This window comes from Streptomyces sp. Ag82_O1-12, from assembly GCF_900182715.1.
GTDB lineage: Bacteria > Actinomycetota > Actinomycetes > Streptomycetales > Streptomycetaceae > Streptomyces > Streptomyces massasporeus.
In genome coordinates this window covers 7,631,707-7,658,651 of record NZ_FXUW01000001.1, presented here as the reverse complement: position 1 = coordinate 7,658,651, position 26,945 = coordinate 7,631,707, and the positions used below count along the sequence as shown (strand labels likewise).

The window sequence follows — 26,945 nt, the reverse complement described above, 5'->3', positions numbered from 1 at the left end:
CGCCCGACATCCCGCTGGAGTCGTTCATGTCACGCACCTCTCGTCTGCCCTCCTCCTTGCTCAGAGCCGCCGCGTGCACGGGCATCGCGGCCCTCACCCTGACCGCCTGTGGATCCGGATCCGGATCGGGCAGCGCGAGCACCGGTTCGGGCGAGGTCAAGGTCGGCCTGATCACCAAGACGGACACCAACCCGTTCTTCGTCAAGATGAAGGAGGGCGCGGAGAAGTCCGCGAAGGCCGAAGGCGTCAAGCTCATGACCGCGGCCGGCAAGTTCGACGGCGACAACGCCGGTCAGGTCACCGCCATCGAGAACATGGTCGCCTCCGGCGTCAAGGGCATTCTGATCACCCCCAGTGACTCGAAGGCGATCGTGCCCGCGATCGAGAAGGCCAAGGCCAAGGGTGTCCTGGTCATCGCCCTGGACACCCCGACCGAGCCGCAGAGCGCCGTCGACGCTCTCTTCGCCACCGACAACCTCAAGGCCGGTGAGCTGATCGGCGAGTACGCCAAGGCCGCGATGAAGGGCAAGACCGCGAAGATAGCCGCCCTCGACCTCGCGCCGGGTGTGTCCGTCGGCGTCCAGCGGCACAACGGTTTCCTCAAGGGCTTCGGCGCCACCGACAAGGACGTCGCCTGTGCTCAGGACACCGGCGGCGACCAGTCCAAGGGCCAGACGGCGATGGAGAACTGCCTCCAGAAGGAACCCGGCATCAACGTCGTCTACACCATCAACGAACCGGCCGCCCTGGGCGCGTACACCGCGCTGAAGGCCAAGGGCCGGGAGAAGGACGTCCTGATCGTCTCCGTCGACGGTGGCTGCACGGGCACCCAGGCGGTCAAGGACGGCAAGATCGCCGCGACCTCGCAGCAGTACCCGCTCAAGATGGCCGCCGAGGGCGTCAAGGCCGTCGTGACCTACGCCAAGGACGGCAAGAAGGCGTCGGGTTACACCGACACCGGCGTCACCCTGATCACCGACAAGGCGCAGGACGGCGTCACGTCCAAGGACACCGCCTACGGCCTGGAGAACTGCTGGGGCTGAGCCCCAGCTGCCGCCGTTCGACACCCCTCAGCGGGGCGGCCGGCCCCTCCTCCCCGACCGGGGACGGCCGCCCCCTCCCCCTCCTGCCGTCCGACAACGACTGACCAGTCCTGACAAGGACTTGTGTCTTCCGACAAGGACCTCGCATGACTGCCACGTCCACGCCACCCTCCACGTCCACGCCGTACGCGGAACTCAAAGCACCGACCCCGGTCCGCAGACTGCTCACGCAACCGACCACCGGCCCGCTGGTCGCCCTCCTCCTGGCCTGTGCCTTCTTCTCCGTCTCCAGCGACCAGTTCCTCACCGGCGGGAACTTCTCCCTGATCGTGCAGCAGGTCATGGTCGTCGGCACCCTCGCCATCGGCCAGACCCTGATCATCCTCACGGCGGGCATCGACCTGTCGTGCGGAGCGGTGATGGCGTTCGGCAGCATCGTGATCGCCAAGATGGCCGCCGAGGGCTCCCTGCCCCCGCTCGCCGCGATCGCGCTGGGCCTCGTCGTCTGCGGCGGCTTCGGCATGCTCAACGGCGCGTTGGTGCAGAAGATCCCGCTGCCGCCGTTCATCGTCACCCTCGGCATGCTCAATGTGGCATTCGCGCTGACGCACATCTACTCCGAGGAGCAGACGGTCACCAACCTGCCCGGCCCGCTGACGGCTCTCGGGCAGACCTTCCCGCTCGGCAAGACCGACATCACCTACGGCTCGCTGGTCACCATCGCCCTGTTCCTCTTCCTCGCCTACGCGTTGAGCAGCACCGGCTGGGGACGGCACGTCTACGCCCTGGGCAACAGCCCGGAAGCGGCCCGGCTGAACGGCATCCGGACCTCCCGGCTGACCATCGGCGTCTACACCGTGGCCGGCATCCTCTACGGCATCGCCGCCCTGCTGCTCATCTCCCGCACCGGCGTCGGCGACCCGCAGGCCGGACAGACCGACAACCTGGACAGCATCACCGCCGTGGTCCTCGGCGGCACCAGCCTCTTCGGCGGACGCGGATCGGTCCTGGGCACGTTCATCGGCGTCCTCATCGTCGGAGTCTTCCGCAACGGCTTGCAGCTGATGGGCGTCGCCTCCATCTACCAGACCCTCATCACCGGAGTCCTGGTGATCCTCGCGGTGACCGTCGACCAGATCTCCCGGAAGAAGGCCCGTTGATGAGCGCCACCTCCTCCCCCACTCCTGTCCTGCAGGCCCGCGGTCTGGTCAAGCGCTACGGTCACGTCACCGCCATCGACGGCGCCGACTTCGACCTGCTGCCCGGTGAGGTCCTCGCTGTCATCGGTGACAACGGCGCCGGCAAGACCAGCCTCATCAAGGCCCTCACCGGCGCGGTGGTACCGGACGAGGGCGAGATCCGCCTCAATGGCAAGACGATCCAGTTCTCCGGCCCCCAGAGCGCACGCGCTCACGGCATCGAGACGGTCTATCAGGACCTCGCCGTGGCAGCTTCCATGGACATCGCCTCGAACATGTTCCTGGGCCGCGAGCTGCGCCGCCCGGGCATCCTCGGCAGCGCCTTCCGCATGCTCGACAAGAAGCGCATGCGCCAGGAGGCCGCCGAACACATGGCCGACCTGAAGATCGGCCTGCGCTCGCTGACCCAGGCGGTCGAGACCCTCTCCGGCGGACAGCGGCAGGCCGTCGCGGTCGCCCGCGCCGTCGCCTGGGCGCGCAGCGTCGTCGTCATGGACGAACCCACCGCCGCCCTCGGCGTCAAGGAGTCCGGACAGGTCCTCGACCTCATCCGCCGCGTCCGCGACAAGGGCATGCCGGTCGTTCTGATCAGCCACAACATGCCCCATGTCTTCGAGATCGCCGACCGGATCCACGTCCACCGGCTGGGCCGGCGCGCCGCCGTGATCAAGCCCTCCGACTACTCCATGGCTGAGGTCGTCGCCATCATGACCGGCGCCCTCACCGTCGACGCGGCCGGAGATACTGTCGTAGCGGATTCCGCGGCGGCGAAAGCCGCCGGAGTCCAGGCCACCTGACAGCTCAACCCCGCTCCCGCATGTTCCGGCCGAGGCCACTGCCGGAACCCGAGAGCACTCAGGAGACGGTTTCTTCCCATGGCAGCGAGCCGCCGCCCCACCCTTGCCGATGTCGCACGAGAAGTCGGCGTCAGCGCCAAGACGGTCTCCCGTGTCCTCAACGAGGACGGGCCCGTCTCGGCGCAGACGCGGGAACAGGTACTCGCCGCGGTGGCCGAGTTGGGCTTCCAGCCGAACCTCATGGCGCGCAACATCCGCGTCGGCGGTCCGGACACCACCATCGGACTGGTCATCCCCGACCTCGCCAACCCTTTCTTCGGAGCCGTGGCCCGCGCCATCGAGGACACCGTCCGTGAACGCGGACTGACCCTCCTCATGGGCTCGTCCGCGGACGAGCCCGACCGCGAACGAGCCCTGACGGACAAGTTCCTCGCCCGGCGCGTCAGCATCCTCATCGTCGTGCCGTCCGTCGGCGCGGACCACTCCCACCTCAAGTCCCACCGCACGGCGGGGCTGCCCATCGTCTTCCTCGACCGCCCGGGAGTCGGCCTGCCCACGGACAGCATCGTCAGCTCCAACCGTGCCGGAGCCCAAGAAGGCGTCGCCCACCTCATCGCCCACGGGCACCGCCGCATCGGATTCGTCGGCGACCTCCCCACGAAGCTCTACACCCGTCGCGAACGCCTCGCCGGATACCGCTCGGCCCTGCAAGAAGCCGACATCCCCTACGACCGCGCGCTCCTCGCCAACAGCCACGACCAGCCAGGCGCCGAGGCCGCGACCGCCCAACTCCTCGCACTGGCCGATCCTCCCACCGCCCTGTTCTCCGGAAACAACATCATGGCGCTGGGCATCGTCGCCGAACTCGCCCGCAGCAAGCGCAAGGACGTAGCCGTCGTCGCCTTCGACGACGTATCACTCGCCGAGGCACTCGAACCGGCCCTTACCGTCGTCGCCCAGGACCCCGAAGAACTCGGCCGCACCGCCGCGGCCACCGCCCTGGCCCGCCTCGACGGCGACCGCTCCCGGGCTCGCACCATCACCGTTCCCACCCGGCTGATCGTCCGGGGCTCGGGGGAACAACCTGCGCCCAGGCCGTAGACGGGATGCCGCTGCTTTCGAGGGCCTCATAACCCTGAGGCCTCGACAACCCAGCAGTTGGTTGCGAGCACAGTGGTGGTCACTCTGACCTGCGGAAACACCCAGACACTAGGTCTTGGACTTGAACAGAGTACGCAGCACTTTGGCCCCCTGGAAGACGGCTCCCCGCCAGTTCTCTGCAGGTCAGGGGCGTCGTTCGCTGTACATCGGCATGCCTTCGGCTCGAAGACCTTCCACAACATCGTGCGCCGTGGCGAGCAGGCTTCTCACCTGCGTGATCTGCGTGATCTGCGCGAAACGCAAGCTGCCGCGAAGCCGTCGACCAAGAGCATCTACGGAAGGTTCTCCCGGTCCAATGCTGACTGGATGCCGACTTACCAGGTGCGGAACAGCGCGGAGTGGCGCCGGCCTCGTTGAAGCGCCGCCTCAGCACGAGGGCTCGAGGCCGGGTTCTCATCCGGCGGATGTCTCCGACCTGCTCGATCGCCTGCCTGACGGTGAGGGCAAGCAGTTCGGGTGACGCACCCCACTCATCACTTCGGTGGCGCCCGGGAGTCGCGCGGCCCGCAGTTCACCGCCTCGCTGAAGCGGATCTGTTCGGGCGGCGGGACCACGAAGAGAGGGGTCGCCGGCGATGACTCAGAGCGTGCTGAGGAGTGACCTCCGAGAGCATCGACGCCGACGGCCCGGACTACTCGCCGACAGCGCCAGGGCCGACCCGAGCACCGCACGGAGGACGCTCGAGCCGTGACCACCTGCTGTCGCGAAGACGGACGGCAACAAGCGCTGAGTGAAAGGGACTTGCGGGACCACGGCCGGGACCGGACGCGCGCCCGCGAGTTCGTCACCCAGGAGCAGGACCCCCGTGGGGACGCGTCCAGAGACGCGTTCACCAGGGCTCCAGCCATCCTCATTCACCCGATCTATCGGACCATTCACATCAACCGCTTCGGCAGCCGAGTCTGAGGCTTGGGCATCCCATCAGCTGCAATCGCGAAGTTCCTGCCGACCCCCTGGACAGACTCCAGCTGAAGCTCCTTAATAGATCCGATGTCCCTGCGGCGAAGCACACACCATACGGGTGGTTTCTTCCTGCTCGCCGTCCGAGGACGGCTGGTCACTCCAGCCCCCCGGTCGTCGAGCGGCGACACGGTGTGTTGTCCCGCCGGCCAGGGGCAGCGGGCAGCCCCGACCCGCACGGTTACCGCTCGATGCCGAGCCCACCGAGCCACCCCACGACGGCCTGGAGGCCAACCTTGGGCGGTCACCTTCCGCTTGATCCCCCACTGACCGGCAGGTCCCAGCAGAGCACCGTGCCACAGCCACTTTGACGATCCGCGCATGTCCCGGCCCCAGGGTCGACGTCGACTGCACCTGGGACGTCGTCACCGTGATCAATGCCATCGATCCACAGGAGTGAGCCATGTCCTCACGCAGAATGACTCGCCGCACGTTTCTCGGCGCCGCAGGTGCCGCGACCGCCGCGACCGCCCTACCGATCGTCCCCGGCTTCTCCGGCCTTCTGCCGCAGGCGGCCGCCGCGGACGCACAGAGCAATCTGAGCAAGATGGTCGACATGCGGTTCGGCATGTTCAACCACTTCAGCCTGGGCACCTTCACCAACCAGGAGTGGGCCGAACCCCACCAGAGCCCCACCCTCTTCGCTCCCCCGAGCGTCAACTGCGCACAGTGGGCCGACGCGGCGGTCGCCGCGAAGATGCGCTACGGCATCCTGACCACCAAGCACCACGACGGCTTCGCCCTGTGGCCGAGCGCCTATGGCACCCAGAACGTCGCGAACAGCTCCTACAAGCACGACGTCGTCCAGGCGTACTGCGACGCCTTCCGGGCGAAAGGGCTGAAGGTCGGGTTCTACTACTCGATCTGGGACCGCACCTTCGGTGTCGAGGCGTGGGAGAGCCGGCACAAGGTGACCGGGCTCGAAGTCACCGATGCCGTCAAGCCCGACCACATGACCTTCATCCTCGGTCAGATTCGCGAGCTGCTCACCCACTACGGCACCATCGACATGTTCATGACCGATGGTTACGCATGGCAGATGGGGCAGCAGGCCGTCTCCTACCAGCGGATCCGTTCGCTGGTGAAGCAGCTGCAGCCGGACTGCGTCATGATCGACATCGGCGGACTGTCGGAGCCCTTCCTCAGCGACGCGATCTTCTTCGAGGAGCCGTTGGGGGTGACGGCGCCGGGGGGCAACACCTACGCCGGAATGCAGGGGCAGACGATCAGCAACGGCTGGTTCTGGCATCCCTCCACTCCGACCGAGGGCCTCATGAGCAAGGCCGCGATCCTGTCGCACCTGGCCGACCTGGAGCCGAAGTACACCTCGTTCATCCTCAACTGCCCGCCCAACCGCAACGGCCTGCTGGACACCAACGTGGTCAACCGGCTTGCAGAGGTCGGCGCGGCATGGAGCCCGGGCACCTCCCGGCCGCCGCTCCCCGCCCAACTGCTGCGCGCCGAGCACCCCGTCACTCCGGTCAGCGCGTACGCCACCGGCTTCCACACCGGCGAGGGACCACTCCACGCCATCGACGGACTCAGTGACGTCCGCTACGAGACCTGCTGGTCAACCTGGGGGCTGCGGGCGCCGCTGCCGCAGTCCATCACCATCGACCTGGGCGGTGTGTGGAGCAACGTCTCCACCCTGGAGTACCTGCCCAAGCAGTGGAACCGCGACAACTCCACCGACGGCGACATCACCTCGTGCACCATCCTGACCAGCACCGACGGGGTCGACTTCACCCAGGTCGCCACCGGCACCTGGGCCGGCAACCAGAAGACCAAGCTGGTCGAGTGGCCCAACCGGAACGTGGGCTTCGTACGGATCGAGGTCCACGCCGCCACCGGCGACTACGCCAACATCAGCGGCGTCAGGATCGGCGGCCGGTCGGCCAAGCCCACGCTGGTGACCACCACACTCCCCGGTGACGGCACCGTCTACCGGCTGCTCGCCCGGCACAGCGGCAAGATCACCGACGTGGAGGGCGGGCGCACCACCAACGGCACCAACGTCCATCAGTGGCCATGGCTCAACCAGGCGAACCAGAAGTGGACCTTCACCAGCACCGGCGACGGCTACTACACGATCAAGGGTGCGGGCAGCGGCAAGCTGCTGGAGGTCGCGGGTCTCTCCCGCGATGACGGCGGCAACGTCGGCATCTGGGCAGACGCTCGCGCCCCCCAGCAGCACTGGGCCGTCACGCCCACCGGTGACGGACACTACTTCCTCATCAACCGCTACAGCGGGCTTTGCCTCGGCGTCGACGAGGGCAGCGCCGCCGACGGAGCCAACATCGAACAGCAGCCATACGCGTCACAGGCGTGGCAGCAATGGCGGATCACCCCGTCCTGACCTGCCCTCCGCCCCTCTCCTCCGCTACGGCCTGCTGGACGCGAACGGCCACAAACACCGCTCGGTACCACCAGAAGCCAGGCGACCGTGCTCAACGAGCCCCATGCGGACGCCTACCACCACACCGGCCAGCCCCACACCGTCAGGCCACCGACGACGACGGAGTTCTGTGCGGAGACGAACCCTCCTGCCACTGCCCACCCCTGACCATGTGTCACATCGACCTTTCAGTCCAGCAGACCGAGGGAGCCGTGGGCTCCGGGCGCATGCTCGGCGGCGACTGGCACCTTCCGGCCACCGGATGGCACAAGACCTCGCCTTGGCCTCCCCACCCACACCGGACCGGCCCGTGTCACGCGGCTCCCGCTCCGCCAACCCGCCGAGACAGCATGTCCGTTTTCCGGCGAGGCCGCCACGCCCTCATTCGTCCCGCCGAATGGGACAGCCTCGGCAAGCCCGCCCGATGCCCACCGATGCCGGCAACCGCACCAAAGACCATTGCCCGCCCGCATCGCACTGAACGGTGTCGCTAGTCCTCGATCACCAGCCCCTTCGACGCGAGAAGCGGGGCGAGGTTGCACATCTCGACGACGGTTTTGCCCGTCCGGTAGGCAGCGATGTACCCGGCCTCGGCATCGACCCGTTCCTGCGACGCGGTGACCACCTCCGCGGCGTCCTCGCGGCGTATGACGACCACGCCGTCGGCGTCGGCTCGCATCACGTCGCCAGGGCGGACGAGCACGCCGCCGATGGTGACCGGCTCGCACATCGGTCCGACAGTCTCCTTGACGGTGCCTTTGATGCAGACACTGCGGGAGAAGACGGGGAATCCCAGGGCGCGCAGGTCCTCGGTGTCCCGGACGCCCGTGTCGGTGATCAGGCCGCCGAGCCCCTTGGCCTGGCAGGCGTTGGCGAGGACGTCCCCGAAAGAACCCGCCTCCTCGTAGGCACCGGCGGACACGACCACGACATCACCGGGGCGGGCGTAAGCGATGGCGGTCTGCAGCATCAGGTTGTCGCGGGGTGCGCACTGGACCGTGAAGGCGGGGCCGCACAGGGACATGCGGTGGTCGACCGGCTTGATGGCCGAGTCCAGCGCCCCGAGTCGGCCCTGCGCCTCGTGGATGGTGGCCGACGAGAAGGCACGCAGCTGCTCGACCAGCGCGGCGTCCGGCCGCTCGAATTTCGTGCTGACGCGGATCATGATGACCTTTCAGGCGGAGGGGCTTTCAGACGGAGGGAGCGGAGGACAGCTCGGCGCATGCGGCCGCGATGCGCGCGCATGCCTCGGTGAGGACGTCCGCAGACGTGGCGAACGAGATGCGGAAGTAGCCGGTCGCGCCGTAGGCGGCTCCGTGGATCACCGCTACCTGCCGGCTGTCGAGCAGGTGGCGGGCGAAGTCCTCGTCGTTCTGGATCGGGCTTCCCGACGGTGTGAACTTCCCTATGACGTCACGGCAGTTCACCAGGAGGTAGAAGCCTCCGTCGGGCACGGTGCAGCTGAGCTCCGGAACGTCGTTGACGAGCTTCACCGTGGCGTCGCGGCGTTCGCGGTAGACGCGCACGGTGTCCCTGACGAAGTCCTGCGGTCCTGTGAGCGCGGCGGCAGCGGCGGCCTGGCTCACCGAAGAGGGGCAGGAGGACGTCTGGGACTGCAGGGTGTTGATCGCGGTCACCAGATCCGCCGGGCCAACCCCGTACCCGAGGCGCCAGCCTGTCATCGCGTACGTCTTGGAGACGCCGTTGGTGAGGAACACCCGCTCGGCCAGCCGGGGTTCGACCGCAGCCAGGGACGGGGCGACCTCCTCTCGGTACCAGATCTCGTCGTAGATCTCGTCCGTGAGGACGCTCACCCGTGGATGGTCCAGCAACACCTGGGCCAGCGCGCGCAGTTCGGCAGGGGTGTACGCCGACCCGGTCGGGTTGCCTGGCGTGTTGAGCACGACCCAGCGCGTTCGCGCGGTGATCGCCGCCCCGAGCCGCTCCGGAGTCAGCTTGAAGCCGTCCGCCTCAGGGCAGTCGACGACGACCGGTGTGCCGTCGTTCGCGCGGACCATGTCCGGATAGGACACCCAGTACGGGGCGGGGACGATGACCTCGTCCCCTTCGTCCAGGGTGGCCATCAGGGCGAGGAAGATGACCTGCTTGGCTCCGCCGCCGACCGTGATCTGCGCGTCGGTGCACTCCAGCGCGTGGCGCTCGCGGAGTTTCCCGGCGATGGCCGAGCGCAGCCGCGGCGTGCCGTTCACGGGGGTGTACTTCGTCTCGCCCGCCTCGATGGCCTCGATCGCGGCGGCCTTGACGTGATCGGGGGTGTCGAAGTCGGGCTCGCCGACGGTCAGATCGAGGATGGTGAGGCCCTGGCTCTTGAGTTCGCGTACGCGCTGCGCCGCCGCCGTGCTGGGCGAGGGCTTGATACGGCGTACGCGCTCCGCGGTGTCCATGGCTCAGCCCTCTCGGCGCTCGAAGTTGAGGCCGCCGGGGACCTGGAAGGTGGGCAGGATCTCGATGTGGCCGAGGTTGACGTGCCGGGGCGCATCGACGGCGAACTCGATGGAGTCGGCGATGTCCTCGGGCTTGAGGGACTCGTAGCCGTCGTAGAACTGCCGCTGGGCCTCCTCCATGTCGCCGAGCAGGCGGCCGAAGATCTCGGTCTCCACGCGCCCCGGGCAGATCTCGGTGACGCGGACCCGGCGGCCGTAGCCGTCGACCCGCAGCTGGCGGGAGAGGGTGTGCACGGCTGCCTTGGTGGCGTGGTAGATGGTGTTGCCGCCGAAGTTGTAGACGCCGGCGATGGAGCTGATGTTGACGATGTGGCCGAGGTCGCGCTCGACCATGCCAGGCATGAGCAGGCGTACCAGGTGCAGGACGGCCTGGATGTTGACGGCGACCTGCTCGTCGACGGCGAACTCGTCGGCGGTCAGGATGTTGCCGGTGCGCGAGACGCCGGCGTTGTTGACGAGAACGTCGATCTCCAGGCCGTCCAGTGCGGCGGTGAGCGCCTGGGTGTCGGTGATGTCGACGGCGTGCGGGATGCAACCGGTGTCGCGGGCGAGGGCGTCGAGCCGCTCGGCGTTGCGCGCCACCGCGTGAACCTCGAGGCCGCGTTTGGCGAGTCGCTCGACGACCACGGCTCCGATGCCGGTCGACGCTCCGGTGACGAGGGCCGTCCTGTAGTCGGAGATGGGCATGCTGGTGTGCTCCTTGGTGTGGGGGGTGTGTGCGGTTGCGTGGGTCGGTCAGGCGTCGCGCAGGGGCAGATGGGCGCGGTCCTTCACACGGGACACGGCGATGAGCGTGCCGAGGGCGGTGACGACGGCGTAGAAGGCCGGCATGTTGACGTTGCCCGTGCGGGCGATGAGGTAGGTCATCAGCAGCGGGGCGGTGCCACCGAAGAGGGCGGAGGAGACGTTGTAGCCCAGGCCGTAGGCGGAGTAGCGCACGCGGGTCGGGAACAGCTCGACGAGCAGGATGTGGATGACGCCGGTGTGCCCGGCGAACACGACGGCCATGAGACAGGCGCCGAGTACGGCGAGGGCGACGTTCCCGGTGCCGATCAGCAGGTAACAGGGGACGCCGACGACGGCCATGGCGATCGCCGAGCCGGCGATGACCTTCTTGCGCCCTATTCGGTCGGAGAGACGGCCCATGTAGGGGATGGCGATACAGATCGCGACCAGGCTGGAGGCCGTCACGAGCAGCCCCTGGACCTTGCCGAAGCCGAGCTCGGTGCTCATGAAGGTGGGCATGTAGCTGAACAGGACGTAGTAGCCGGAGCCGTTCATCAGTGGGATGAACAGGGCCAGCAGCATGGCGCGGCGGTGTTCGGCGGAGGCGAACGCTTCCTTCAGGGGGTTCTTGGACAGGCCGCCCTTTTCCTTCAGGCGCGTGAAGTTGGGCGTGTCGCTGATGCGCTTGCGGATGTAGATGCCCGTGATGCCGAGCGGGACGGCGAGCAGGAACGGTATGCGCCAGCCCCAGGACTCCATGCGCTCGGCGCCGAGTCCACTGGTCATGGCGGCGGCGACCAGCGTGCCGGTGAGCAGGGAGAGGAACGACGCGATCTGCGCGTAGCTGGTGTAGAGGCCGCGCTTGCCCTCCGGGGCGTGCTCGGCGAGGAAGCTCATGGCGCCCGACGCCTCGCCGCCGACGGAGAAGCCCTGGGCGACGCGCAACAGGATCAGCAGGGCCGGCGCCGCGATGCCGATGCTCGCGTAGGCGGGCAGGATGCCGATGGCCGCGGTGGCGGCACTGATGAGCAGGATGACGAAGACCAGCATCCGCTGGCGTCCGATGCGGTCGCCGAGGTGGCCGCAGATGACGGCGCCGAGGGGGCGGAAGAAGAAGGAGACGGCGTAGCCGAGGAAGACGAGCTGGATGGCGTTCTCGGAGCCGGGGAAGAAGACGGCGGCGAGCGTTCCGGCCATGAACCCGAAGATGCCGTTGTCGTAGAGCTCGGCGAAGATGCCGACGCATCCCGCGAGGGTGACCTTCCGGGCTGTTCTGGCATCGACTGTGTTGGGGACGGGGACTGGCTGAGCGGCCATGGTGGTCATGGCGTCTCCTGTCTTGCGGCGGGCTGGGGACGAGGGGCGTTCGGCTCCGTGCGGGGGGCGAGGGGTGCGGTCGGGCGGCGGTGGGGATCGGGGGTCAGCCGGCACCGGGGGCGCGGATGCGCAGGGCGTCGAAAGCTGTGCGGACGCGGGTTCGCAGTGCGTCGACGGCGTGGCGCTGGGTGCGGTGGGCGGTGACCGCCTGGTCGAGGGTGCGGTGGCGGAAGCGGATGGTCTGCCCGGGGCGCACCTGTCCCAGGGCGGACAGACCGGTAGCGGTGACGACGGCCAGGACGGGGTAGCCGGCCGTGACGCCGCGGCCGCGGTGCAGAACGAGGAGTTCGTCCCCTGCCGGCACTTCGACGGCGCCGATGGGGACTCCGCGTGAGAGGACCTCGCCCGTGGTGACGCGGCGGGGCACGTCGCCCTGCAGGCGCAGGCCGATGTGGTTGCTGCGCGGGCTGACGGTGAAGGGGGCGTCGAACAGGCGGCTTCCCGTGTCTGCGAACTCGGCCCGGTCGGGGCCGTCGGTGACGTCGATCGTCCAGGTGGCGGGGAACGGGAGGACGGGGGCGTTCAGGCGGAACAACGGGATCCGTGAGAAGGGGTGGTCGATGGGCGGGCAGGTCGTGCGCAGCACGAGTTCGTCACCGTCACGCAGGGCGGGGCCGAACCCCAGGATGGTGTCAGGAGCGCAGCTGCCCTGCAGGTAGTCGGCCTCGAACGAGCCGAGCACAGCCAGGTAGACGCGCAGTCCCTGACGTATGCCGCTGACGCGGAGGATCTCGCCTGCGCGCACGGAGACCGGTTCCCACTGCGGGCGGACGACTCCCTCGACGGTCACGTCGGCGGGCGCGCCGGTCACCGCGACGAGGATGTCGCCGGAGGGAACGCACGCGAAGTCGAGTGCCGTGATCTCCAGCAGCGGGGCGCGGTCGTCGTTGCCGCACAGGACGTTGGCGACGCGTGCCGAGTGCTGGTCGACGGCTCCGCCGGCGGGCAGGCCGTAGCGGGAGCGGCCGACTCGGCCGAGGTCCTGCACGGTGACGATGCCGGCGGTGCGGATCGTGAGGGTGTCAGCCATGACAGGCCGCCAGGGGCGTACCGGCGTAGTCGTCCCACTCGTCGGGCGTGATGGGGACGAAGCGGAAGGTGTCTCCGGGCCGGTAGGCGGTGATCGGGTCGCTGTGCAGGTCGAGGACGCGTACGGGGGTTCGCCCGAGGAGCGGCCAGCCGCCGGGCGAGGGCATCGGGCAGATGACGGCCTGCCGGCCGGCGACGGCGACGGAGCCGGGATCGACGCGGGTGCGGGGGGACGCCAGCCGCGGCACCGGTTTCGGGAAGGCCGGGCCGTCCGTCATCGGTGCCCCCGCGGGTGCGCCGAGGCAACGTACGGTGAGGTCGGTCCCGGAGTGGAGGGCGATGACCTCACGCTCGGTCAGGTCGAGTTGTCGGGCGACGTCGGGCAGGTCGGGCCCGTACTCACCGCCGTAGACGGCGGGTACGACGAAGCGTCGTGGCGGGGCCGTCGGTGCGGGGTGCGGCCCGAGGCGGGCGGCCTCGTGCGCCACGATGCGCCGGAGGGTGTCGTGGTCGGTGCGGGTGCAGTCGAACTCCACGAGGAGGGCGTCATAGGTGGGCACCACGTCGTGGACTCCGGTGAGCCGTACGGCGTCCAGGGCGTCGGCCAGGGTGTGGACGAGCCGCCAGGCGTCTTCGGCGTCCAGCCCCACGGCCCTGGCGGTCAGGGCGGAGTCACCGCAGTCCGTGATCGTGATGTTGCCGTTCATGTCAGGCGCCCGTCCCGCTCAGCGCCTTGTCGAGAGAGGTGATCTCGACACCGGCGGCGAGGAGTTGCTCGCGGATGCGGCCGGCCAGCGCGATCGCTCCGGGGCTGTCTCCGTGCAGCAGGACGGTGTCGCAGGCGACCGGGATGTCCTTGCCGTCGACGCTGCGGATGACCCCTTCGGTGACCATGCGCAGGGTCCGGCGGGCCACCTCGTCGGGGTCGTGGATCACCGCTCCGGGCTCGGAGCGGGGGACGAGGGTCCCGTCGTCGCGATACGCGCGGTCGGCGATGCCGACGATGCCCACGCGCAGTCCGCGGGCCCGGGCGGCGTCGGCGAGCTCACCGTCCTGCGCGAGGACGATCAGCGACTCGTCCAGGGAGGCGACGGCGTCCACGACGGCACCGGCGTAGTCGGCGCGTACGGCGACCAGGTTGCCCAGGCGTCCGTGCGGGGCGACGTGCTGCACCCGGGTGCCGTGCGCGACGGCGAACGCCTGGAGGGCGCCGATCTGGTACAGCACGTCCGTGCGGACCTCCTCGGGCGTGAGGTCCATCGCGCGGCGGCCGAAGCCGACCAGGTCGGGAAAGCTCGGGTGAGCGCCCACGGCCACCCGCTTCTCCACGCAGGTCCGGACGGTGGCGTCCATGATGCGCGGATCACCGGCGTGGAACCCGCAGGCGACGTTGGCGGACGTCAGCATTTCCAGGAGGGCTGCGTCGTCGCCCATCGTGTAGGCGCCGAATCCCTCGCCGAGATCGGCGACGAGGTCAACCATGGGGGTCATGACGTCCTCCGGGAAAGAATATGAGGAAAGAGATGCCATCACGTCTTCGCGATATCCCGATTGAGATCCGCACTCTCGGACACAAGGACGAAGGTCGCGAGCAGAGAGAATTCCTGGGAACCGATTCCTTCGACTTCTTCGGGCGGTTCCGGGCTGGATGTTCCGCTCAACTTAAGCCCATGCTCGCCTGACCGCCAATATGCGTTCGATCTGGCGTTATCGCGGATGGTTATGACCTGCCTCACACGCCGGGCGCTCACGGGGCTGCGCTCACGGGCGACCCCTCCCTACGATGAGGCTCCGCTCCCCGTGGAAGGCCCCGCATGGACACCAGGCGTCTGTACTCGTTCATCAAGATCATTGACGCGGGGAGCATCACGCGCGCGGCCGACATCCTGCACATCGCGCAGCCCGCGCTCAGCCAGCAGCTGTCCGCGCTGGAGGCGCAGTTCGGGCAGCAGTTGCTGATCCGCAGCAAGCGCGGGGTCGCCCCGACCGAGGCGGGCAGGGCTTTGTACCGGCATGCGCAGCTGATCCTGAGGCAGGTGGACCTCGCGCACGCCGCCGTGGAGGTCTCCGGCCGGGCGCCCGCCGGCAGCGTGTCGGTGGGCCTCGCGCCGTACAGCCTGGGGGCGGCCCTCGCGCTGCCGCTCCTGAAGAGTGTGCGTGAGCGCTACCCGGACATCCTGCTGCACATCAACGAGAACTTCGGCGGCGTGATCAGCGAGGCCATCATGACCGGGCGGATGGACATGGCGTTCATCTACGGGGCCGGCCCGCTGCGGGGCGTGCAGTTCGAGCCCGTACGCACGGAGGACCTGTTCCTGATCGGCGCATCCGGCGCGACGGCCCCGCCGGGACAGGGCGAGGTCAGCCTGGAGGAACTCAAGAGCGTGCCGCTGCTGCTCCCCAGCCGCATCCACACGATCCGGCAGGTGGTGGACGCCGCCTTCCAGCAAGCGTCGCTCCGGCCGCACGTGGTGGGCGAGGTCGAGTCCGCGCTGACGCTCGTCAACGCCGTGGACGCGGACCTCGGCGCCACCGTCCTGCCCTGGTCGGCGGCGCGCGCGATCCTCGACGTCCGCGCCCTGTCCGTGCGCCGCATCGTGGATCCCGTCATCCAGGTCAAACTGTCCGTCGTGACGTCGGACAATCAGCCCCTTTCGGAACCCGCCCTGGCGGTGCACGATCTTTTCCTCGAGCTGATCACCACCTTTGACGGCTCCCCCGACGGGGATAAGGATCGCCAATAGCGTCACACAAATCCGTTATTTGTTTCCCGTGACCGCCCCGGCTAGCGTCTTTCAGAACCAGCGCCATACAGAACCGCGTCTTACAGGCCCCGGTTCTTTCGACGCCAGCCGCCGGTCGGCACATGCACGGCTCGTCACTGGAGACATAGATGAAAAAGCGTGTCCTCATCACCCGTGAAAACCTGCCCGGCCGCGGCCTGGACCGTCTGTCCAGGGTGGCGGAGGTGGTGGCCTGGCCCGGGACCGGGAAGCCCGGGCCCGCCGACCTCGCCACGCCGGCCGCCGGGGCGAGTGGCGTTCTGGCCCTGGGCAACGATCCGGTGGACGGAGCGCTGATGGACGCGGCGGGCCCCTCGCTGCGGGTCATAGCGCTGGCGAGCATGGGTTTCGACAACGTCGACCGGTCCGCCGCCGCCGAGCGGGGCATCGTCGTCACCCACACCCCTCGCGTGCTGGCGGAGACCACTGCCGACCTCGCCTTCGCCCTGATCCTCGCCGCCCGCCGGCGGATCGGCGCCGCCGAAGCGAGCCTGGCCTCGGGCTCCTGGGAGCTTTTCCGAATGCACGACTACCTCGGTCTGGACATCCACGGAGCCACGCTCGGCCTGATCGGCTACGGTCAGATCGGCCGCGCAGTGGCCCGCCGAGCCCACGGCTTCGGCATGCGCGTGCTCCACCACGACCCCTACGCGCCCGACGACGACCTGTCGGCCTCGGTGGATCTGCCCACGCTGCTGGCCGCGTCCGACGTAGTCTCGCTGCACGTGCCACTCACCGAGGAGACGCGGCACCTGATCTCCGGCCGCGAACTGGCCGCGATGAAACCCACGGCCACACTGGTCAGCACCTCCCGCGGCGGAGTCGTCGACGAGGAGGCCCTGCTGCACGCCGTCCGGGAGGGGCGGCTGCACTCCGCCGGGCTCGACGTCTTCGAACGCGAGCCGATGGGAACGGACTTGTCCCCGCTGGTCTCCGAGCCCCACGTGGTCACGCTGCCCCACATCGGCTCGGCCACCGAGGCCACCCGAGCCGCCATGGTCGACCTGGCCGTCGACAACATCCTCGACGTCCTCTCCGAACGCCCCGCCCGGACGCCCCTCCCCGGCAGCCCGGCGGTGCCGGGCACCCCGGCCGGCACCGCCGGAGCGCGCGCATGAGCCACCCACTGTTCGACATCACCGGAAAGACGGCCCTGGTCACCGGCTCCAGCCGCGGCATCGGCAAGGCGCTGGCCAAGGGTCTGCTGGAAGCCGGCTGCACGGTCGTCCTCAACGGACGCGACACCACCGCCCTGCAAGCGACCGCCGCGGAACTCGCGGACTCCTTCGGGGACCGGGTACGGACCGCCGCCTTCGACGTGACGGACTCGGCGGCCGTCACCGCGGCCATCGCCCGCATCGAGGAGGAGACCGGGCCGATCGACATCCTGGTGAACAACACCGGAGTCCAACACCGCAGTCCCCTCCTGGAGTTCACCGACGCCGACTGGCACCGTCTCCTCGACACCAACCTCACCAGTGCCTTCCTCGTGGGACGCGAGGTCGCGCGTCGCATGGCGCCCCGAGGCCACGGCAAGATAGTCAACATCTGCTCGCTCCAGAGTGAAGCGGTCCGGCCCGGTATCGCCGCCTACTCCGCCACCAAGGGCGGCCTGAAGATGCTCACCAAGGGCATGTGCGCCGACCTGGGCCCCCTGGGCATCCAGGTCAACGGCATCGGCCCCGGCTACTTCGCCACCGAACTCACCTCGGCCCTGGTGGCCGACGAGGAATTCAGCGCCTGGGTCCGCAGACGCACACCGGCCGGCCGCTGGGGCGCCGTCGACGACCTCGTGGGGGCCCTGATCTTCCTGGCGTCCCCCGCCTCCGACTTCGTGGGCGGCCAAGTGCTCTACGTCGACGGCGGCATGCTCTCCGTCCTGTGACGGACGCCGCAACGAAAGGGAACCCACCATGCAAGCCTGCGTCGTCCACACGGCAGGAGACCTGCGGGTCGAGCACCGCTCCCCCACCCGACCCGGCCACGGCCAGGTGGCCGTCGCCGTCGCCCTCGGCGGAATCTGCGGATCGGACCTGCACTACTACCGCCACGGCCGGGTCGGCGACTTCACCGTCCAGGAGCCGATGGTCCTCGGCCACGAGGTCGTCGGCCACGTCGCCGCGCTAGGAGCCGGCGCCGAGGGACCGGCCGCAGGAACCCCGGTGGCGGTCCACCCCGCCACACCGTGCGACCACTGCCCCGACTGCGTGGCCGGCCGCCGCAACATCTGCGCCGACACCCGCTACCTCGGCAGCGCCGCCCGTACGCCCCACGTCCAGGGCGGCTTCGCCCAACTCGTCACCGTGCCCGCAGCGCAGATCCGCCCGCTGCCGCCAGAACTCGACCTGCGCCACGCCGTCCTGGCCGAACCCCTGTCGGTGGCCCTGCACGCCGTGCACCGGGCCGGTGACGTCACGGGCAAGCGCGTCCTGGTCACCGGAGCAGGGCCGATCGGCTGCCTGGTCACCGCCGTTCTGCGCCACAAGGGCGCAGCCGAGGTCGTCGTGAGCGACCTCCTCGACACCCCCCTGCGCATCGCCACCGCGTCCGGGGCCACCGCCACGGTACGGGCGGACGCCACCGACGACGGCGGGTGGAGGGACCCGTTCGACATCGCCGTCGAGGCGTCCGGAGCGCCCGCGGGGCTACGAAGCTGTGTCGAACGAGTGCGGCGCGGGGGCACCGTCGTACTCCTCGGTCTGCTGCCGCCCGGCGAGGTGCCCCTGCTGGGCAACATCGCCGTCACCCGCGAACTGGAGCTTCGGGGTGCCTTCCGCTTCGACTCGGAGTTCGACGAAGCGATCGACCTGCTGGCCCGGGGTCTGCCCGTCGACGCGATCGTGACGCACACCTTCCCACTCGCCGAGGCGCACGCCGCCTTCGACATCGCCCATGACCGGGCCGTGGCCTCCAAGGTCCTGCTGGACCTGACTCGCGTGTGACGGAGGACTCGGTCACAGCATCGATTGCGTCCCGTGGTGGTGTCCCACCAGCGAGAGACAGGACGTGGTTATCCGAGGTGGCGTCAGGTAAAAAGCGACTGCCGCAAGCTCTCCTCTGTATCGCACCGTTCGCGCGTCTGCCGTGCCCCCAGCACACGTCGGTACTCCCCTATCGGCGCCGTGTAGCCCATCGGTCCTGGGTGTCGATCACGTGCCGCCCGTGGTCCGCCGCACATCAACGGGGCGAGGGCGGCGTCGCCCGATGGAGGAGTTGATCGGGGCCCGCGAGGAGCCGCAACGAGTCGCGACATACAGCACATCATTGGGGGCATGCATGACTCATGCATGAGGAATCCAACACGGCGAATCTCTTGGGGGCCGCCGCACTTGCCCTCAGCGATGTGGTGGTCGCCGAGGCGACACGGGCGGCCGGCACGAGTTCGAGCGGGGCTGCCGCGCTGGTGGTGTTGTCCACGGATCCTGGCTTGAGTGTCACCGAGCTGGGTCGGCGGGTGGGACTGAGCCAGTCTGCGGCGGCCCGTATGGTCGATGGCCTGGAAAAACAGGGACTGGTACGCAAAGAAGCCAGCTGGGGGGCGTGGGTTCGCCTTCAGCTCAGTGATCTGGGCTCGCAGGCAGCGCACGCTCTCCTCACCAGCCGGAGCGACGTCCTGCGACAGGCGTTGAGCCGTCTCGATGACGGCGAGCGTGAGCAGCTCGGTCAGTTGCTGGGCAAGGTCCTGGCGGGTTTGTACCGGCAGCCCGGTGACGCCGAACGTATCTGCAGGCTGTGTGACCGGTGTGCCTGCGTTCGGGACGGTGCGACTTGCCCGGTGGGCCAGGCGGACCGGGACCATCGGGCAGGCCACGAGCGCGACCATGGGTGAACTGCTCGCTCTGCTGTCCGCTCTGTGTTTCGGCATCACGCACTTCGTCAACGGCCTGGTCTCGCGCCGACACAACGGGCTGACCGTCGCTCTTCACGCCCAACTGGCCGGCACCGCACTCGGGCTGCTCCTGGCACTGTTTCTGGACGGTGGAACCGCCTCGCTTGCCGACTACGGTTGGGGGGCGCTGTCGGGCATGGGGACGGGAGTCGGGGTCGCCTTCCTGTACCGGGCGATGTCGCAGGGGGCGATGAGTGTGGTCGTCCCGGTCAGCGATGTCGGAGCCGTGGCTCTTCCGGTCCTGGTCGGAGTGTGTCTCCTCGGAGAGCGCCCAGCCCTCCCGGTATGGGTGGGCATCGCCGCAGTCCTGCCAGCGCTGTGGCTGGTCTCGCAGAACTCTGCGGATCTCGGTGACCAGCAGCGTCGGGCGATGTCCGCAGGGGTCCCCAGCGCCTTGATTGCCAGTGTGGGATTCGGCGTGCAGTTCCTCGCCATGGCACAGATAGGCACAGACAGCGGCTTGTGGCCGGTGGTACTGAGCCGGGTGGTCTCCGTCCTGGTCATCGCCGCGGTCCTGGGTTCCTACGCTGCCCCTTGGGGGCTGACGGGAAAGCCATGGGCAGCGACGGTGGCGGCCGGTGCCCTGGGCACGCTGGCGATCGTGCTGTATCTGGAAGCCACCAGACAACAGCTCATGGCCATCGCCACCGTGCTCTCCGCCCTCTACCCCGCCATCCCCGTCCTCCTGGCCCTGGTGCTGCTGAAGGAGCGCCTGAACCGTCGGCAGGCCGTCGGTCTCGTCTGCGCGGCACTTGCGATCGGGCTCATCGCGCTGCGCTGAACCCCCGCCGGCCCGCTTCCACCAGGGCCGGCGGGCGCGTCCAGGACTCCGGGTAGGACATGACGTGTTTGGTGCGGGTGTAGTCCTCCAGGCTGTAGGAGGAGAGGTCCTTGCCTTATCCGGAGTGTTGAATCCGCTGTGTGGCATCTCGGCGGCGACACGGATATGGCAGTCGATCCAGACACAACCCGCGTCGATCTTCCGGGCCGCAAAATGTCGACCATCAACGACCACTGAATCCTGCTCCGCGTCCAGGGCGCGGCTGCCGGGTACGCCGTCGCAGTAGGCCCCACCGCTGGGAGTGCGGTCAGGCGGCGAAGGAGGCGAGTAGTTCGTTGTACTGCTTTGCGGCGGCGGTCAGGTTCTGGTCGGAGAGGCCGAAGGCGGTGCCGTACAGCGTGACCATCGGCTGGATGTCGAACTGGCACAGCCGCAGGGTCGCGTGCCAGTTGCTGAGGAGGGTCTCGATGGTGGCCTGGTTCGAGCCTTCGGGGGTGTAGTGGTCGGCAGGCACGCCGGCGGTGACGGCGACGACGGCCTTCTTGCCGGCCAGCTGTGAGGGCGAGCCGTCCATGGTGAAGGCCCAGCCCAGGGTGAAGACCTTGTCCTGCCACTGCTTGAACAGAGGAGTGGTGTTGTACCAGTACACCGGGTGCTGGAAGACGATCACATCGTGCCCGGCCAGCAGCGCCTGCTCGGCGTCGGCGTCGATCTGGAAGTCGGGGTAAGCGGCGTAGAGGTCGTGCACGGTGACATGGGCCAGCTCGCGGACGGCGTCCACCAGGGCCCTGTTGGCCTTCGACTGGGACAGGTCGGGGTGACCTACGACAAGGAGAACCTTCGACATGATCAGGAACCTCTTCAGTGATCAGGGAGGGGTGAGGGATGCGTTGATGGGTGTGACGGGTCGGGGATTCACCGAGGCGTGATCACCGGTCGATGGTGGCCATGTTCGCCTCGTCGTGACGCTCGCCCGCGGCCGGCGTGAGGTTGTTGAGGCGGTCCAGCTGAGCGGCGCTGAGTTCGATGCCGTCAGCGGCGGTGTTCTCCTCGACGCGCGAGACCCGCCGGGTTCCGGGGATCGGGGCGATGTCGTCGCCGCGGGTCAGCAGCCACGCCAGCGCGGTCTGTGCCGGGGTGGCGCCGATCTCGGCGCCGATGGCCCGGACTTCGTCGACGATGCGCAGGTTGCGCTGGAAGTTCTCGCCGATGAAGCGCGGGTTGGTCTTGCGCCAGTCGTCGTCGGCGAAGTCGTCGACGGTGCGGATCTGCCCGGTCAGCAGGCCGTGGCCGAGCGGCGAGTAGGGAACGAACCCGATGCCGAGTTCGCGCAGCAGCGGGAGGATCTCGGCCTCGACGTCACGGGTCCACAGCGAGTACTCGGTCTGCAAGGCGGCCACCGGATGCACGGCGTGTGCCCGGCGGATCGTCTCGGGACCGGCTTCCGAGAGGCCGATGTGGCGCACCTTGCCCTCGGCGACCAGCTCGGCCAGCGCGCCGACTGTCTCCTCGATTGGCGTGTTCGGGTCGACGCGGTGCTGGTAGTAGAGGTCGATGTGGTCGGTGCCGAGCCGCAGGAGCGAGCCCTCGACCGCGGCCTTCACATTGCCTGCGCTGCTGTCGATCACACCGGGGCCGTCGCCGGCGTGGGAGACGAGACCGAACTTCGTCGCCACGACGACGTCATCGCGGCAGCCCCTGATGGCCTTACCGACGATTTCCTCGCTGTGGAAGGGGCCGTAGATCTCGGCGGTGTCGATGTGAGTGACCCCAAGCTCCAGCGCCCGGTGGATGGTGCGGATCGACTCGGCGTCGTCGAGCCCTCCGCCCGTGGTGTACATGCCGGCCATGGTCATGGCTCCCAGGCCGATGCGGGAGACATCGAGCCCGCCCAGTGTCACGTGCTTCATCAGGTACTCCTAGTCGTTGACGGCCGACAGGCCGATCGGTGGTCATGATCAGTGAGGTGCGCCAACCAGTTGGCGGACGGTGCTCGGGTGGTCCGCGCGCTGCCGGCACGGGCACCGTTGCCCGGCCGGCGGGTCAGCTGCCGAAGGTCCACCCGGAGGCGGCTTCCGGCTCGGCCGGGGGTGCGGGGCGCCCTGCCCAGCTGTGGGGTTCGTCGTCGGCCGGCGCCGACGAGATCAACGCCGTGGTCGCCGGTAATGCACTTCGTGCAGGCGGCCCGGGCCGTCCGTGAGGGATTCGAGCCGGCCGCTGTCAGGAGGGTCTGACGCCGGTGTTGCCAAGGGCAGGTGGCGGGGGATCCGTGGGCGGCACCGGCTGCGCCGCGTCAGTGCTCCCGGGCCGCCGGCTCCAGAACGAGGACCGGGATCTCGCGGTCCGTGTTCTTCTGGTACTCGGCGTAGTCGGGGAACGCCTCGACGGCCCGGGTCCACCACAGCGCCTTCTCGTCCCCGCTCACCTCGCGTGCCAGCATGTCCTGGCGCACCGGGCCGTCCTGTAGCTCGACCCGGGGGTCGGCCACCGCGTTGTGGTACCAGACCGGGTGCTTGGGGGCTCCTGCCATGGAGGCGATGACGGCGTAGGAGCCGTCGTGCTCCACCCGCATGACCGGGGTCTTGCGGATCTTGCCGCTCTTCGCGCCCAAGGTGGTCAGGATGACGACGGGCAGGTCCCGGAGCCTCTCGTCTTCTTCCCGTGTGACCAGGACACTCAGCGTCGTTCCCTGGGTACCGCCGGAGCTTTCGTACAGCTCCACCTGGTCACGTACAAACTGCGCCTTGCTCGGCTCGTACTCCCCTTTGAGGGGCATGCTGACTCTCTCCGTGTTGTCGAAACGCACCCGGCGCGGTCCTGCGCATCAGCCGGGGTGCGGGGCGTGGTGCTCAGGCGTGGGCGTCGTCGTAGGCGAGGCTGCCGCCCAGTTCGCGGGACGCCTCGGCCTGGGCGAGGAGCTCCTTGGCCTTGGCCTTGGCCGCCTCGATGGCGTCCGCACCGGCGACGAAGCGCTGCAGGGGCTTGTCATGGCCGGCGATGGTGAGCAGGGCGCGGGCGAGCTTGGCAGGGTCGCCGGGCTGCTTGCCGTTCATGCTCTTCATGCCCTCGATCCTCGGGGCGGTGCGCGGGGCGTAGTCCTCGATGGACAGCTCGGGCCAGTTGGTGGAGCCGTCCACGAGGAGTTCGGTGCGGAAGTAGCCGGGCTCCACGATCGTGGTGTGGATGTTGTACGGCTCGACGTCGTAGCGCAGGGACTCCATCCAGCCCTCTTCCGCGAACTTCGAGGCGGCGTAGGCGGAGGTGAATTCCATGCCGACCAGACCGGCGGTCGAGGTGATGGTGATGACGTGGCCGGCGCGCTGGCGGCGCATGATCGGCAGGACGGCGCGGGTGACGTTCATCGGGCCGAAGAGGTTGGTCTCGAACTGCCGACGCATCTGCTCGGGCGAGATCTCCTCGAAGTAGCCGGTGAAGAGGTTCCCGGCGTTGTTGATCAGGACGTCGATGCGACCGAAGCGGTCGACAGCGGCCTGCGCGGCGGCCTCGGCGTCCTCGATGCTGGTGACGTCCAGCGTTGTGACCAGCAGGTTGTCCTGTGGCCCGCCCAGGGTCTTCTCGACGTCTGCGGGGCGGCGGCCGGTGGCGACGACCTGGTGGCCGGTGGCGAGGGCCTCGCGGACGATGTCCGTGCCCAGACCGCGTCCGGCGCCGGTGACGAAAATGACCTTGCTCATGGGGGTCCTGACTCTTGTCGGGGCGCCGTGGTCGGGCACCCGGTGTGTGCGGGGGCGTGCGGCCCGCGCGGCGGCACGAGCGCCGCCGTATCCGGGCCGTTCACACCGTCGTGGGCGGTGCACCACCAACAGAACCGGTTGTCACGGGGGTGTGGGAGTCCCTGGTGAGGGGGTCACTGACAGGGACCCCCAACCCGGCGGATGCGCTCGTAGAGTGAAACGCATGGCAGGCAGAAACGACCCCAACGGCACCAACCGCGACATCCGTGATGATTTCCGCGCGGAGATCCGGGAATTCCTCGGCACGCGACGGGCCAGGGTCACCCCTGAACAGGCCGGACTGCCCCTGTACGGCGGAGAGCGCCGACGGGTCACCGGGCTGCGCCGTGAGGAGGTCGCCCTCCTCGCGGGCATCTCCAGCGAGTACTACACACGGCTGGAGCGCGGCAACGCCACCGGCGTCTCCGAGAGCGTCATCGAAGGCATCGCCCAAGCGCTTCAGCTCGACGAGGCCGAACGCATCCATCTGCTCGACCTCCTGCGCGGCGCCGGCACCACCCGTCCGCCGCGCCGACGCCCGGCCCAGCAGCGCGTGCGGCCCGCAGTGCAGCGCGTCCTCGACTCCATGGCCGGCACACCCGCGTTCATCCTCAGCGGACGCGGGGACATCCTGGCCGCCAACCACCTCGGGCGCGCCCTGTTCTCCCCCGTCTACGCCGATCCGGTACGGCCGCCGAACAACGCCCGGTTCGTCTTCCTCAGCCCGCACGCGACCGAGTTCTTCCGCCACTGGGACGAAGTCGCAGGCGACACCGTCGCCATGCTGCGTGCCGAGGCAGGCCGCGATCTCTACGACCGGCGGCTCACGGACCTGATCGGCGAACTATCCACCCGCAGCGAGGAATTCCGTCGCCGCTGGGCGGCCCACAACGTCCGCATGCACACCACCGGCGTGAAGCTCCTCCACCACCCGGTCGTCGGCGATCTCGACCTGCCCTTCGAAACCTTCCCACTCGGGGACGGCCCCAGCCAGTTCCTCCTCACCTACACCGCCGAGCCCGGCTCTCCCTCTCAGGACGCCCTCGACCTGCTGGCCAGTTGGGCCGCGGCCAACGACGACATCGAGCGGTCCGCGTCGGCCGACGGCCCCCGGTCGGCCGACTCGTCCGAGACGCCCGACTGACCTACCCGCCACGCGAGTCGATCCGCGAAGTCGTCAACGGCTCTGACATAGCGGCACGGTCCGCCGTGTTCCGTGTCCGACTCGTTCTCTTGGTGGCCACAGCGTACGCAGAGTGCCCAGCAGGTCCTCGTCGCCCACGTGCATCACGTGGAGGTAGGCCCGACCGAGCGGGCTGAGGGCACGCAGGAGCGCCGGGTACAGTTCGGCGGTGTCGGACTCGGCGATGTCCAGAGTCGATGAGGCCGGCCTACCGGGAGCTCGTCGATCTCGGCGGCCGGTGGATCGGGCCGGTGATCTGGGTCAGGGGCCGGCCCGTTCCCTGGTTGGTGTGGGCGATGATCTCCGCGATGATGGAGATGGCCGTCTCCTCGGGCGTGCGGGCTCCGAGGTCGAGGCCGATCGGGGAACGCAGCCGGGCCAGGTGGTCTTCCGTGACGCCCACCTCGCGCAGGAGCTGCTGGCGCTCGTCGTGGGTACGTCGGGAGCCCATGGCCCCCACGTAGGCGACCGGCAGGTCGAGGGCCAGGCGCAGCAGGGGGATGTCGAACTTGGCGTCGTGGGTGAGGACGCAGACGGCGGTGCGCTCGTCCACACCGGTGCGCTCAAGGTAGCGGTGGGGCCAGTCGACGACGACCTCGTCGGCGTGCGGGAAGCGTGCCGCGGTGGCGAAGACGGGGCGGGCGTCGCAGACGGTGACCCGGTACCCCAGGAAGCGGCCGGCCCGGCTGAGGGCGGCGGCGAAGTCGACCGCGCCGAAGATCAGGATGCGGGGGCGGGTGGCCGCCACGTGGACGAGGACGGACAGGTGCTCAGGGCATCCGTCCCCGGTCCCGCCGATGTCGACACGGGCGGTGCGGCCGGCCCGCAGCAGGGCCCTGGCCCGGTCGGCCACCGCCCGGTCCGCCCACCCGCCGTCCACGCGCCCGCAGGCGACATGGTCACCGCCGAACATGCTCAGCGTGGAGCCCAGGAGGCTCTCCGGGCCGTCAATGACCTGTGCCACGGCGGCAGGCCGACCCTGAATGACCTCGTCGAGGGCGTTGACGAGATGCGGCTGGGCCCTGGGGTCGACGCGCTGGACGAGGACGTCCAGTTCGCCGCCGCAGGTCAGGCCGACGGCGAAGGCGTCTTCGTCTGAGTAGCCGAACCATGCGCGCTGCGGAGCGCCCCGGTCACGGAGCACCTGTCGGCACAGCTCGTAGACCTGTCCCTCGACGCAGCCGCCGGAGACGCTGCCGACCGCGTCGCCGTCCTCGTCCACCGCGACCGACGTGCCGACCGGCAGCGGGGCGCTGCCGTGCACACCGACGACGGTAGCCAGGGCGAAGGGACGTGCCTCGCGGCACCAGCGGTGCAATGCGTCCGCGATGTTCAGCATGGCAGTTCTCCATGTCCCCATGGCGGGATCAGGATCGGAAGGTGAGCGGGCCGCCGCCGCGACGCGGGGAAACGTCACGCGGCG

Annotated in this window: 24 protein-coding genes; 12 read left to right on the top strand and 12 right to left on the bottom strand. The window is 69.1% G+C overall.

Annotated elements, in window-relative coordinates:
- The first annotated feature begins 26 nt into the window (after positions 1 to 26).
- The 5 genes from QOL88_RS34845 (at position 27) to QOL88_RS34825 (ending at position 7,516) form a co-directional block, all read left to right on the top strand.
- Entirely contained in the window at positions 27 to 1,043 is a 1,017-nt protein-coding gene (locus QOL88_RS34845) for a sugar ABC transporter substrate-binding protein (protein ID WP_097222209.1), read from the top strand.
- A 146-nt stretch (positions 1,044 to 1,189) separates the two neighbouring features.
- Positions 1,190 to 2,203: an ABC transporter permease gene (locus tag QOL88_RS34840; RefSeq protein ID WP_097222208.1), complete on the top strand. Its 1,014-nt coding sequence runs from the start codon at positions 1,190 to 1,192 to the stop codon at positions 2,201 to 2,203.
- Entirely contained in the window at positions 2,203 to 3,039 is an 837-nt protein-coding gene (locus tag QOL88_RS34835; protein ID WP_097222207.1) for an ATP-binding cassette domain-containing protein, read from the top strand. Before QOL88_RS34840 ends, QOL88_RS34835 begins: the two co-directional genes overlap by 1 nt.
- A 78-nt stretch (positions 3,040 to 3,117) precedes the next feature.
- Positions 3,118 to 4,140 carry a LacI family DNA-binding transcriptional regulator gene (locus QOL88_RS34830; RefSeq protein ID WP_097222206.1) on the top strand — a complete coding sequence of 341 codons (1,023 nt, stop codon included), beginning with the start codon at positions 3,118 to 3,120 and terminating at the stop codon, positions 4,138 to 4,140.
- 1,423 nt (positions 4,141 to 5,563) lie between these two features.
- Complete coding sequence (locus QOL88_RS34825; RefSeq protein ID WP_283445918.1) at positions 5,564 to 7,516, top strand: alpha-L-fucosidase; 1,953 nt, start codon at positions 5,564 to 5,566, stop codon at positions 7,514 to 7,516.
- Between the two features lie 529 nt (positions 7,517 to 8,045).
- On the opposite strand, the gene QOL88_RS34820 is transcribed toward QOL88_RS34825, so the two are convergent.
- The 7 genes from QOL88_RS34820 to QOL88_RS34790 all read right to left on the bottom strand — a co-directional run bounded on the left by QOL88_RS34820 (position 8,046) and on the right by QOL88_RS34790 (position 14,643).
- Positions 8,046 to 8,720, bottom strand: a complete 675-nt coding sequence (locus tag QOL88_RS34820) for a 4-carboxy-4-hydroxy-2-oxoadipate aldolase/oxaloacetate decarboxylase (RefSeq protein WP_097222205.1) — start codon at positions 8,718 to 8,720, stop codon at positions 8,046 to 8,048.
- Between the two features lie 25 nt (positions 8,721 to 8,745).
- Complete coding sequence (locus QOL88_RS34815; protein WP_097222204.1) at positions 8,746 to 9,960, bottom strand: aspartate transaminase; 1,215 nt, start codon at positions 9,958 to 9,960, stop codon at positions 8,746 to 8,748.
- A gap of 3 nt (positions 9,961 to 9,963) precedes the next feature.
- Positions 9,964 to 10,707, bottom strand: coding sequence for an SDR family oxidoreductase (locus QOL88_RS34810; protein ID WP_097222203.1), 744 nt, complete (start codon positions 10,705 to 10,707; stop codon positions 9,964 to 9,966).
- Positions 10,708 to 10,755: 48 nt separating this feature from the next.
- Positions 10,756 to 12,072 (bottom strand): MFS transporter, encoded by a 1,317-nt coding sequence (locus tag QOL88_RS34805; protein WP_097222202.1) that lies wholly within the window; start codon positions 12,070 to 12,072, stop codon positions 10,756 to 10,758.
- A 94-nt stretch (positions 12,073 to 12,166) separates the two neighbouring features.
- Positions 12,167 to 13,153, bottom strand: coding sequence for a 5-oxoprolinase subunit C family protein (locus tag QOL88_RS34800; protein ID WP_097222201.1), 987 nt, complete (start codon positions 13,151 to 13,153; stop codon positions 12,167 to 12,169).
- On the bottom strand, positions 13,146 to 13,859 hold the full coding sequence (locus QOL88_RS34795; RefSeq protein WP_097222200.1) for a 5-oxoprolinase subunit B family protein: 714 nt from the start codon (positions 13,857 to 13,859) through the stop codon (positions 13,146 to 13,148). Before QOL88_RS34795 ends, QOL88_RS34800 begins: the two co-directional genes overlap by 8 nt.
- A 1-nt stretch (position 13,860) precedes the next feature.
- The gene (locus tag QOL88_RS34790) at positions 13,861 to 14,643 is read right to left on the bottom strand and encodes a LamB/YcsF family protein (protein WP_097222199.1); all 783 of its coding nucleotides are present in this window, start codon (positions 14,641 to 14,643) and stop codon (positions 13,861 to 13,863) included.
- Positions 14,644 to 14,966: 323 nt separating this feature from the next.
- On the opposite strand from QOL88_RS34790, the gene nac reads away from it, so the two are divergent.
- The 6 genes from nac (at position 14,967) to QOL88_RS34760 (ending at position 20,605) form a co-directional block, all read left to right on the top strand.
- Positions 14,967 to 15,896: a nitrogen assimilation transcriptional regulator NAC gene (gene nac / locus QOL88_RS34785; protein ID WP_097222198.1), complete on the top strand. Its 930-nt coding sequence runs from the start codon at positions 14,967 to 14,969 to the stop codon at positions 15,894 to 15,896.
- A 149-nt stretch (positions 15,897 to 16,045) separates the two neighbouring features.
- Positions 16,046 to 17,053 carry a 2-hydroxyacid dehydrogenase gene (locus QOL88_RS34780; protein ID WP_097222197.1) on the top strand — a complete coding sequence of 336 codons (1,008 nt, stop codon included), beginning with the start codon at positions 16,046 to 16,048 and terminating at the stop codon, positions 17,051 to 17,053.
- Complete coding sequence (locus QOL88_RS34775) at positions 17,050 to 17,820, top strand: SDR family oxidoreductase (RefSeq protein WP_097222196.1); 771 nt, start codon at positions 17,050 to 17,052, stop codon at positions 17,818 to 17,820. Before QOL88_RS34780 ends, QOL88_RS34775 begins: the two co-directional genes overlap by 4 nt.
- A 28-nt stretch (positions 17,821 to 17,848) precedes the next feature.
- Positions 17,849 to 18,877: an L-idonate 5-dehydrogenase gene (locus QOL88_RS34770; RefSeq protein WP_097222195.1), complete on the top strand. Its 1,029-nt coding sequence runs from the start codon at positions 17,849 to 17,851 to the stop codon at positions 18,875 to 18,877.
- 341 nt (positions 18,878 to 19,218) lie between these two features.
- Positions 19,219 to 19,764, top strand: a complete 546-nt coding sequence (locus tag QOL88_RS34765) for a MarR family winged helix-turn-helix transcriptional regulator (RefSeq protein ID WP_097222194.1) — start codon at positions 19,219 to 19,221, stop codon at positions 19,762 to 19,764.
- A complete protein-coding gene (locus tag QOL88_RS34760) occupies positions 19,757 to 20,605 on the top strand; it encodes a GRP family sugar transporter (protein WP_097222193.1) in 849 nt (282 codons plus the stop codon). The genes QOL88_RS34765 and QOL88_RS34760 overlap by 8 nt, the downstream gene beginning before the upstream one ends.
- 307 nt (positions 20,606 to 20,912) lie before the next feature.
- On the opposite strand, the gene QOL88_RS34755 is transcribed toward QOL88_RS34760, so the two are convergent.
- The 4 genes from QOL88_RS34755 to QOL88_RS34740 form a co-directional block, all read right to left on the bottom strand.
- The gene (locus tag QOL88_RS34755) at positions 20,913 to 21,452 is read right to left on the bottom strand and encodes an NAD(P)H-dependent oxidoreductase (protein WP_097222192.1); all 540 of its coding nucleotides are present in this window, start codon (positions 21,450 to 21,452) and stop codon (positions 20,913 to 20,915) included.
- 82 nt (positions 21,453 to 21,534) lie between these two features.
- Entirely contained in the window at positions 21,535 to 22,515 is a 981-nt protein-coding gene (locus QOL88_RS34750) for an aldo/keto reductase (RefSeq protein WP_097222191.1), read from the bottom strand.
- A 383-nt stretch (positions 22,516 to 22,898) separates the two neighbouring features.
- Entirely contained in the window at positions 22,899 to 23,381 is a 483-nt protein-coding gene (locus QOL88_RS34745) for a nitroreductase family deazaflavin-dependent oxidoreductase (protein ID WP_097223320.1), read from the bottom strand.
- 73 nt (positions 23,382 to 23,454) lie between these two features.
- Positions 23,455 to 24,300 (bottom strand): SDR family oxidoreductase, encoded by an 846-nt coding sequence (locus tag QOL88_RS34740; RefSeq protein WP_097222190.1) that lies wholly within the window; start codon positions 24,298 to 24,300, stop codon positions 23,455 to 23,457.
- A 223-nt stretch (positions 24,301 to 24,523) separates the two neighbouring features.
- Between QOL88_RS34740 and QOL88_RS34735 the strand changes: the two genes are divergently transcribed.
- Positions 24,524 to 25,483, top strand: a complete 960-nt coding sequence (locus tag QOL88_RS34735) for a helix-turn-helix domain-containing protein (RefSeq protein WP_097222189.1) — start codon at positions 24,524 to 24,526, stop codon at positions 25,481 to 25,483.
- 247 nt (positions 25,484 to 25,730) lie between these two features.
- On the opposite strand, the gene QOL88_RS34730 is transcribed toward QOL88_RS34735, so the two are convergent.
- Positions 25,731 to 26,861 carry an XdhC family protein gene (locus tag QOL88_RS34730; protein ID WP_097222188.1) on the bottom strand — a complete coding sequence of 377 codons (1,131 nt, stop codon included), beginning with the start codon at positions 26,859 to 26,861 and terminating at the stop codon, positions 25,731 to 25,733.
- Between the last annotated feature and the right edge of the window lie 84 nt (positions 26,862 to 26,945).

Coding starts and splice junctions, on each gene's coding strand:
- QOL88_RS34770 (WP_097222195.1), top strand. CDS start 17,849: ATGCAAGCCTGCGTCGTCCACACGGCAGGAGACCTGCGGGTCGAGCAC.
- QOL88_RS34750 (WP_097222191.1), bottom strand. CDS start 22,515: ATGAAGCACGTGACACTGGGCGGGCTCGATGTCTCCCGCATCGGCCTG.
- QOL88_RS34730 (WP_097222188.1), bottom strand. CDS start 26,861: ATGCTGAACATCGCGGACGCATTGCACCGCTGGTGCCGCGAGGCACGT.
- nac (WP_097222198.1), top strand. CDS start 14,967: ATGGACACCAGGCGTCTGTACTCGTTCATCAAGATCATTGACGCGGGG.
- QOL88_RS34805 (WP_097222202.1), bottom strand. CDS start 12,072: ATGACCACCATGGCCGCTCAGCCAGTCCCCGTCCCCAACACAGTCGAT.
- QOL88_RS34760 (WP_097222193.1), top strand. CDS start 19,757: ATGGGTGAACTGCTCGCTCTGCTGTCCGCTCTGTGTTTCGGCATCACG.
- QOL88_RS34735 (WP_097222189.1), top strand. CDS start 24,524: ATGGCAGGCAGAAACGACCCCAACGGCACCAACCGCGACATCCGTGAT.
- QOL88_RS34800 (WP_097222201.1), bottom strand. CDS start 13,153: ATGGCTGACACCCTCACGATCCGCACCGCCGGCATCGTCACCGTGCAG.
- QOL88_RS34825 (WP_283445918.1), top strand. CDS start 5,564: ATGTCCTCACGCAGAATGACTCGCCGCACGTTTCTCGGCGCCGCAGGT.
- QOL88_RS34780 (WP_097222197.1), top strand. CDS start 16,046: ATGAAAAAGCGTGTCCTCATCACCCGTGAAAACCTGCCCGGCCGCGGC.
- QOL88_RS34740 (WP_097222190.1), bottom strand. CDS start 24,300: ATGAGCAAGGTCATTTTCGTCACCGGCGCCGGACGCGGTCTGGGCACG.
- QOL88_RS34795 (WP_097222200.1), bottom strand. CDS start 13,859: ATGAACGGCAACATCACGATCACGGACTGCGGTGACTCCGCCCTGACC.
- QOL88_RS34830 (WP_097222206.1), top strand. CDS start 3,118: ATGGCAGCGAGCCGCCGCCCCACCCTTGCCGATGTCGCACGAGAAGTC.
- QOL88_RS34810 (WP_097222203.1), bottom strand. CDS start 10,707: ATGCCCATCTCCGACTACAGGACGGCCCTCGTCACCGGAGCGTCGACC.
- QOL88_RS34755 (WP_097222192.1), bottom strand. CDS start 21,452: ATGTCGAAGGTTCTCCTTGTCGTAGGTCACCCCGACCTGTCCCAGTCG.
- QOL88_RS34845 (WP_097222209.1), top strand. CDS start 27: ATGTCACGCACCTCTCGTCTGCCCTCCTCCTTGCTCAGAGCCGCCGCG.
- QOL88_RS34745 (WP_097223320.1), bottom strand. CDS start 23,381: ATGCCCCTCAAAGGGGAGTACGAGCCGAGCAAGGCGCAGTTTGTACGT.
- QOL88_RS34765 (WP_097222194.1), top strand. CDS start 19,219: ATGCATGAGGAATCCAACACGGCGAATCTCTTGGGGGCCGCCGCACTT.
- QOL88_RS34840 (WP_097222208.1), top strand. CDS start 1,190: ATGACTGCCACGTCCACGCCACCCTCCACGTCCACGCCGTACGCGGAA.
- QOL88_RS34820 (WP_097222205.1), bottom strand. CDS start 8,720: ATGATCCGCGTCAGCACGAAATTCGAGCGGCCGGACGCCGCGCTGGTC.
- QOL88_RS34815 (WP_097222204.1), bottom strand. CDS start 9,960: ATGGACACCGCGGAGCGCGTACGCCGTATCAAGCCCTCGCCCAGCACG.
- QOL88_RS34790 (WP_097222199.1), bottom strand. CDS start 14,643: ATGACCCCCATGGTTGACCTCGTCGCCGATCTCGGCGAGGGATTCGGC.
- QOL88_RS34775 (WP_097222196.1), top strand. CDS start 17,050: ATGAGCCACCCACTGTTCGACATCACCGGAAAGACGGCCCTGGTCACC.
- QOL88_RS34835 (WP_097222207.1), top strand. CDS start 2,203: ATGAGCGCCACCTCCTCCCCCACTCCTGTCCTGCAGGCCCGCGGTCTG.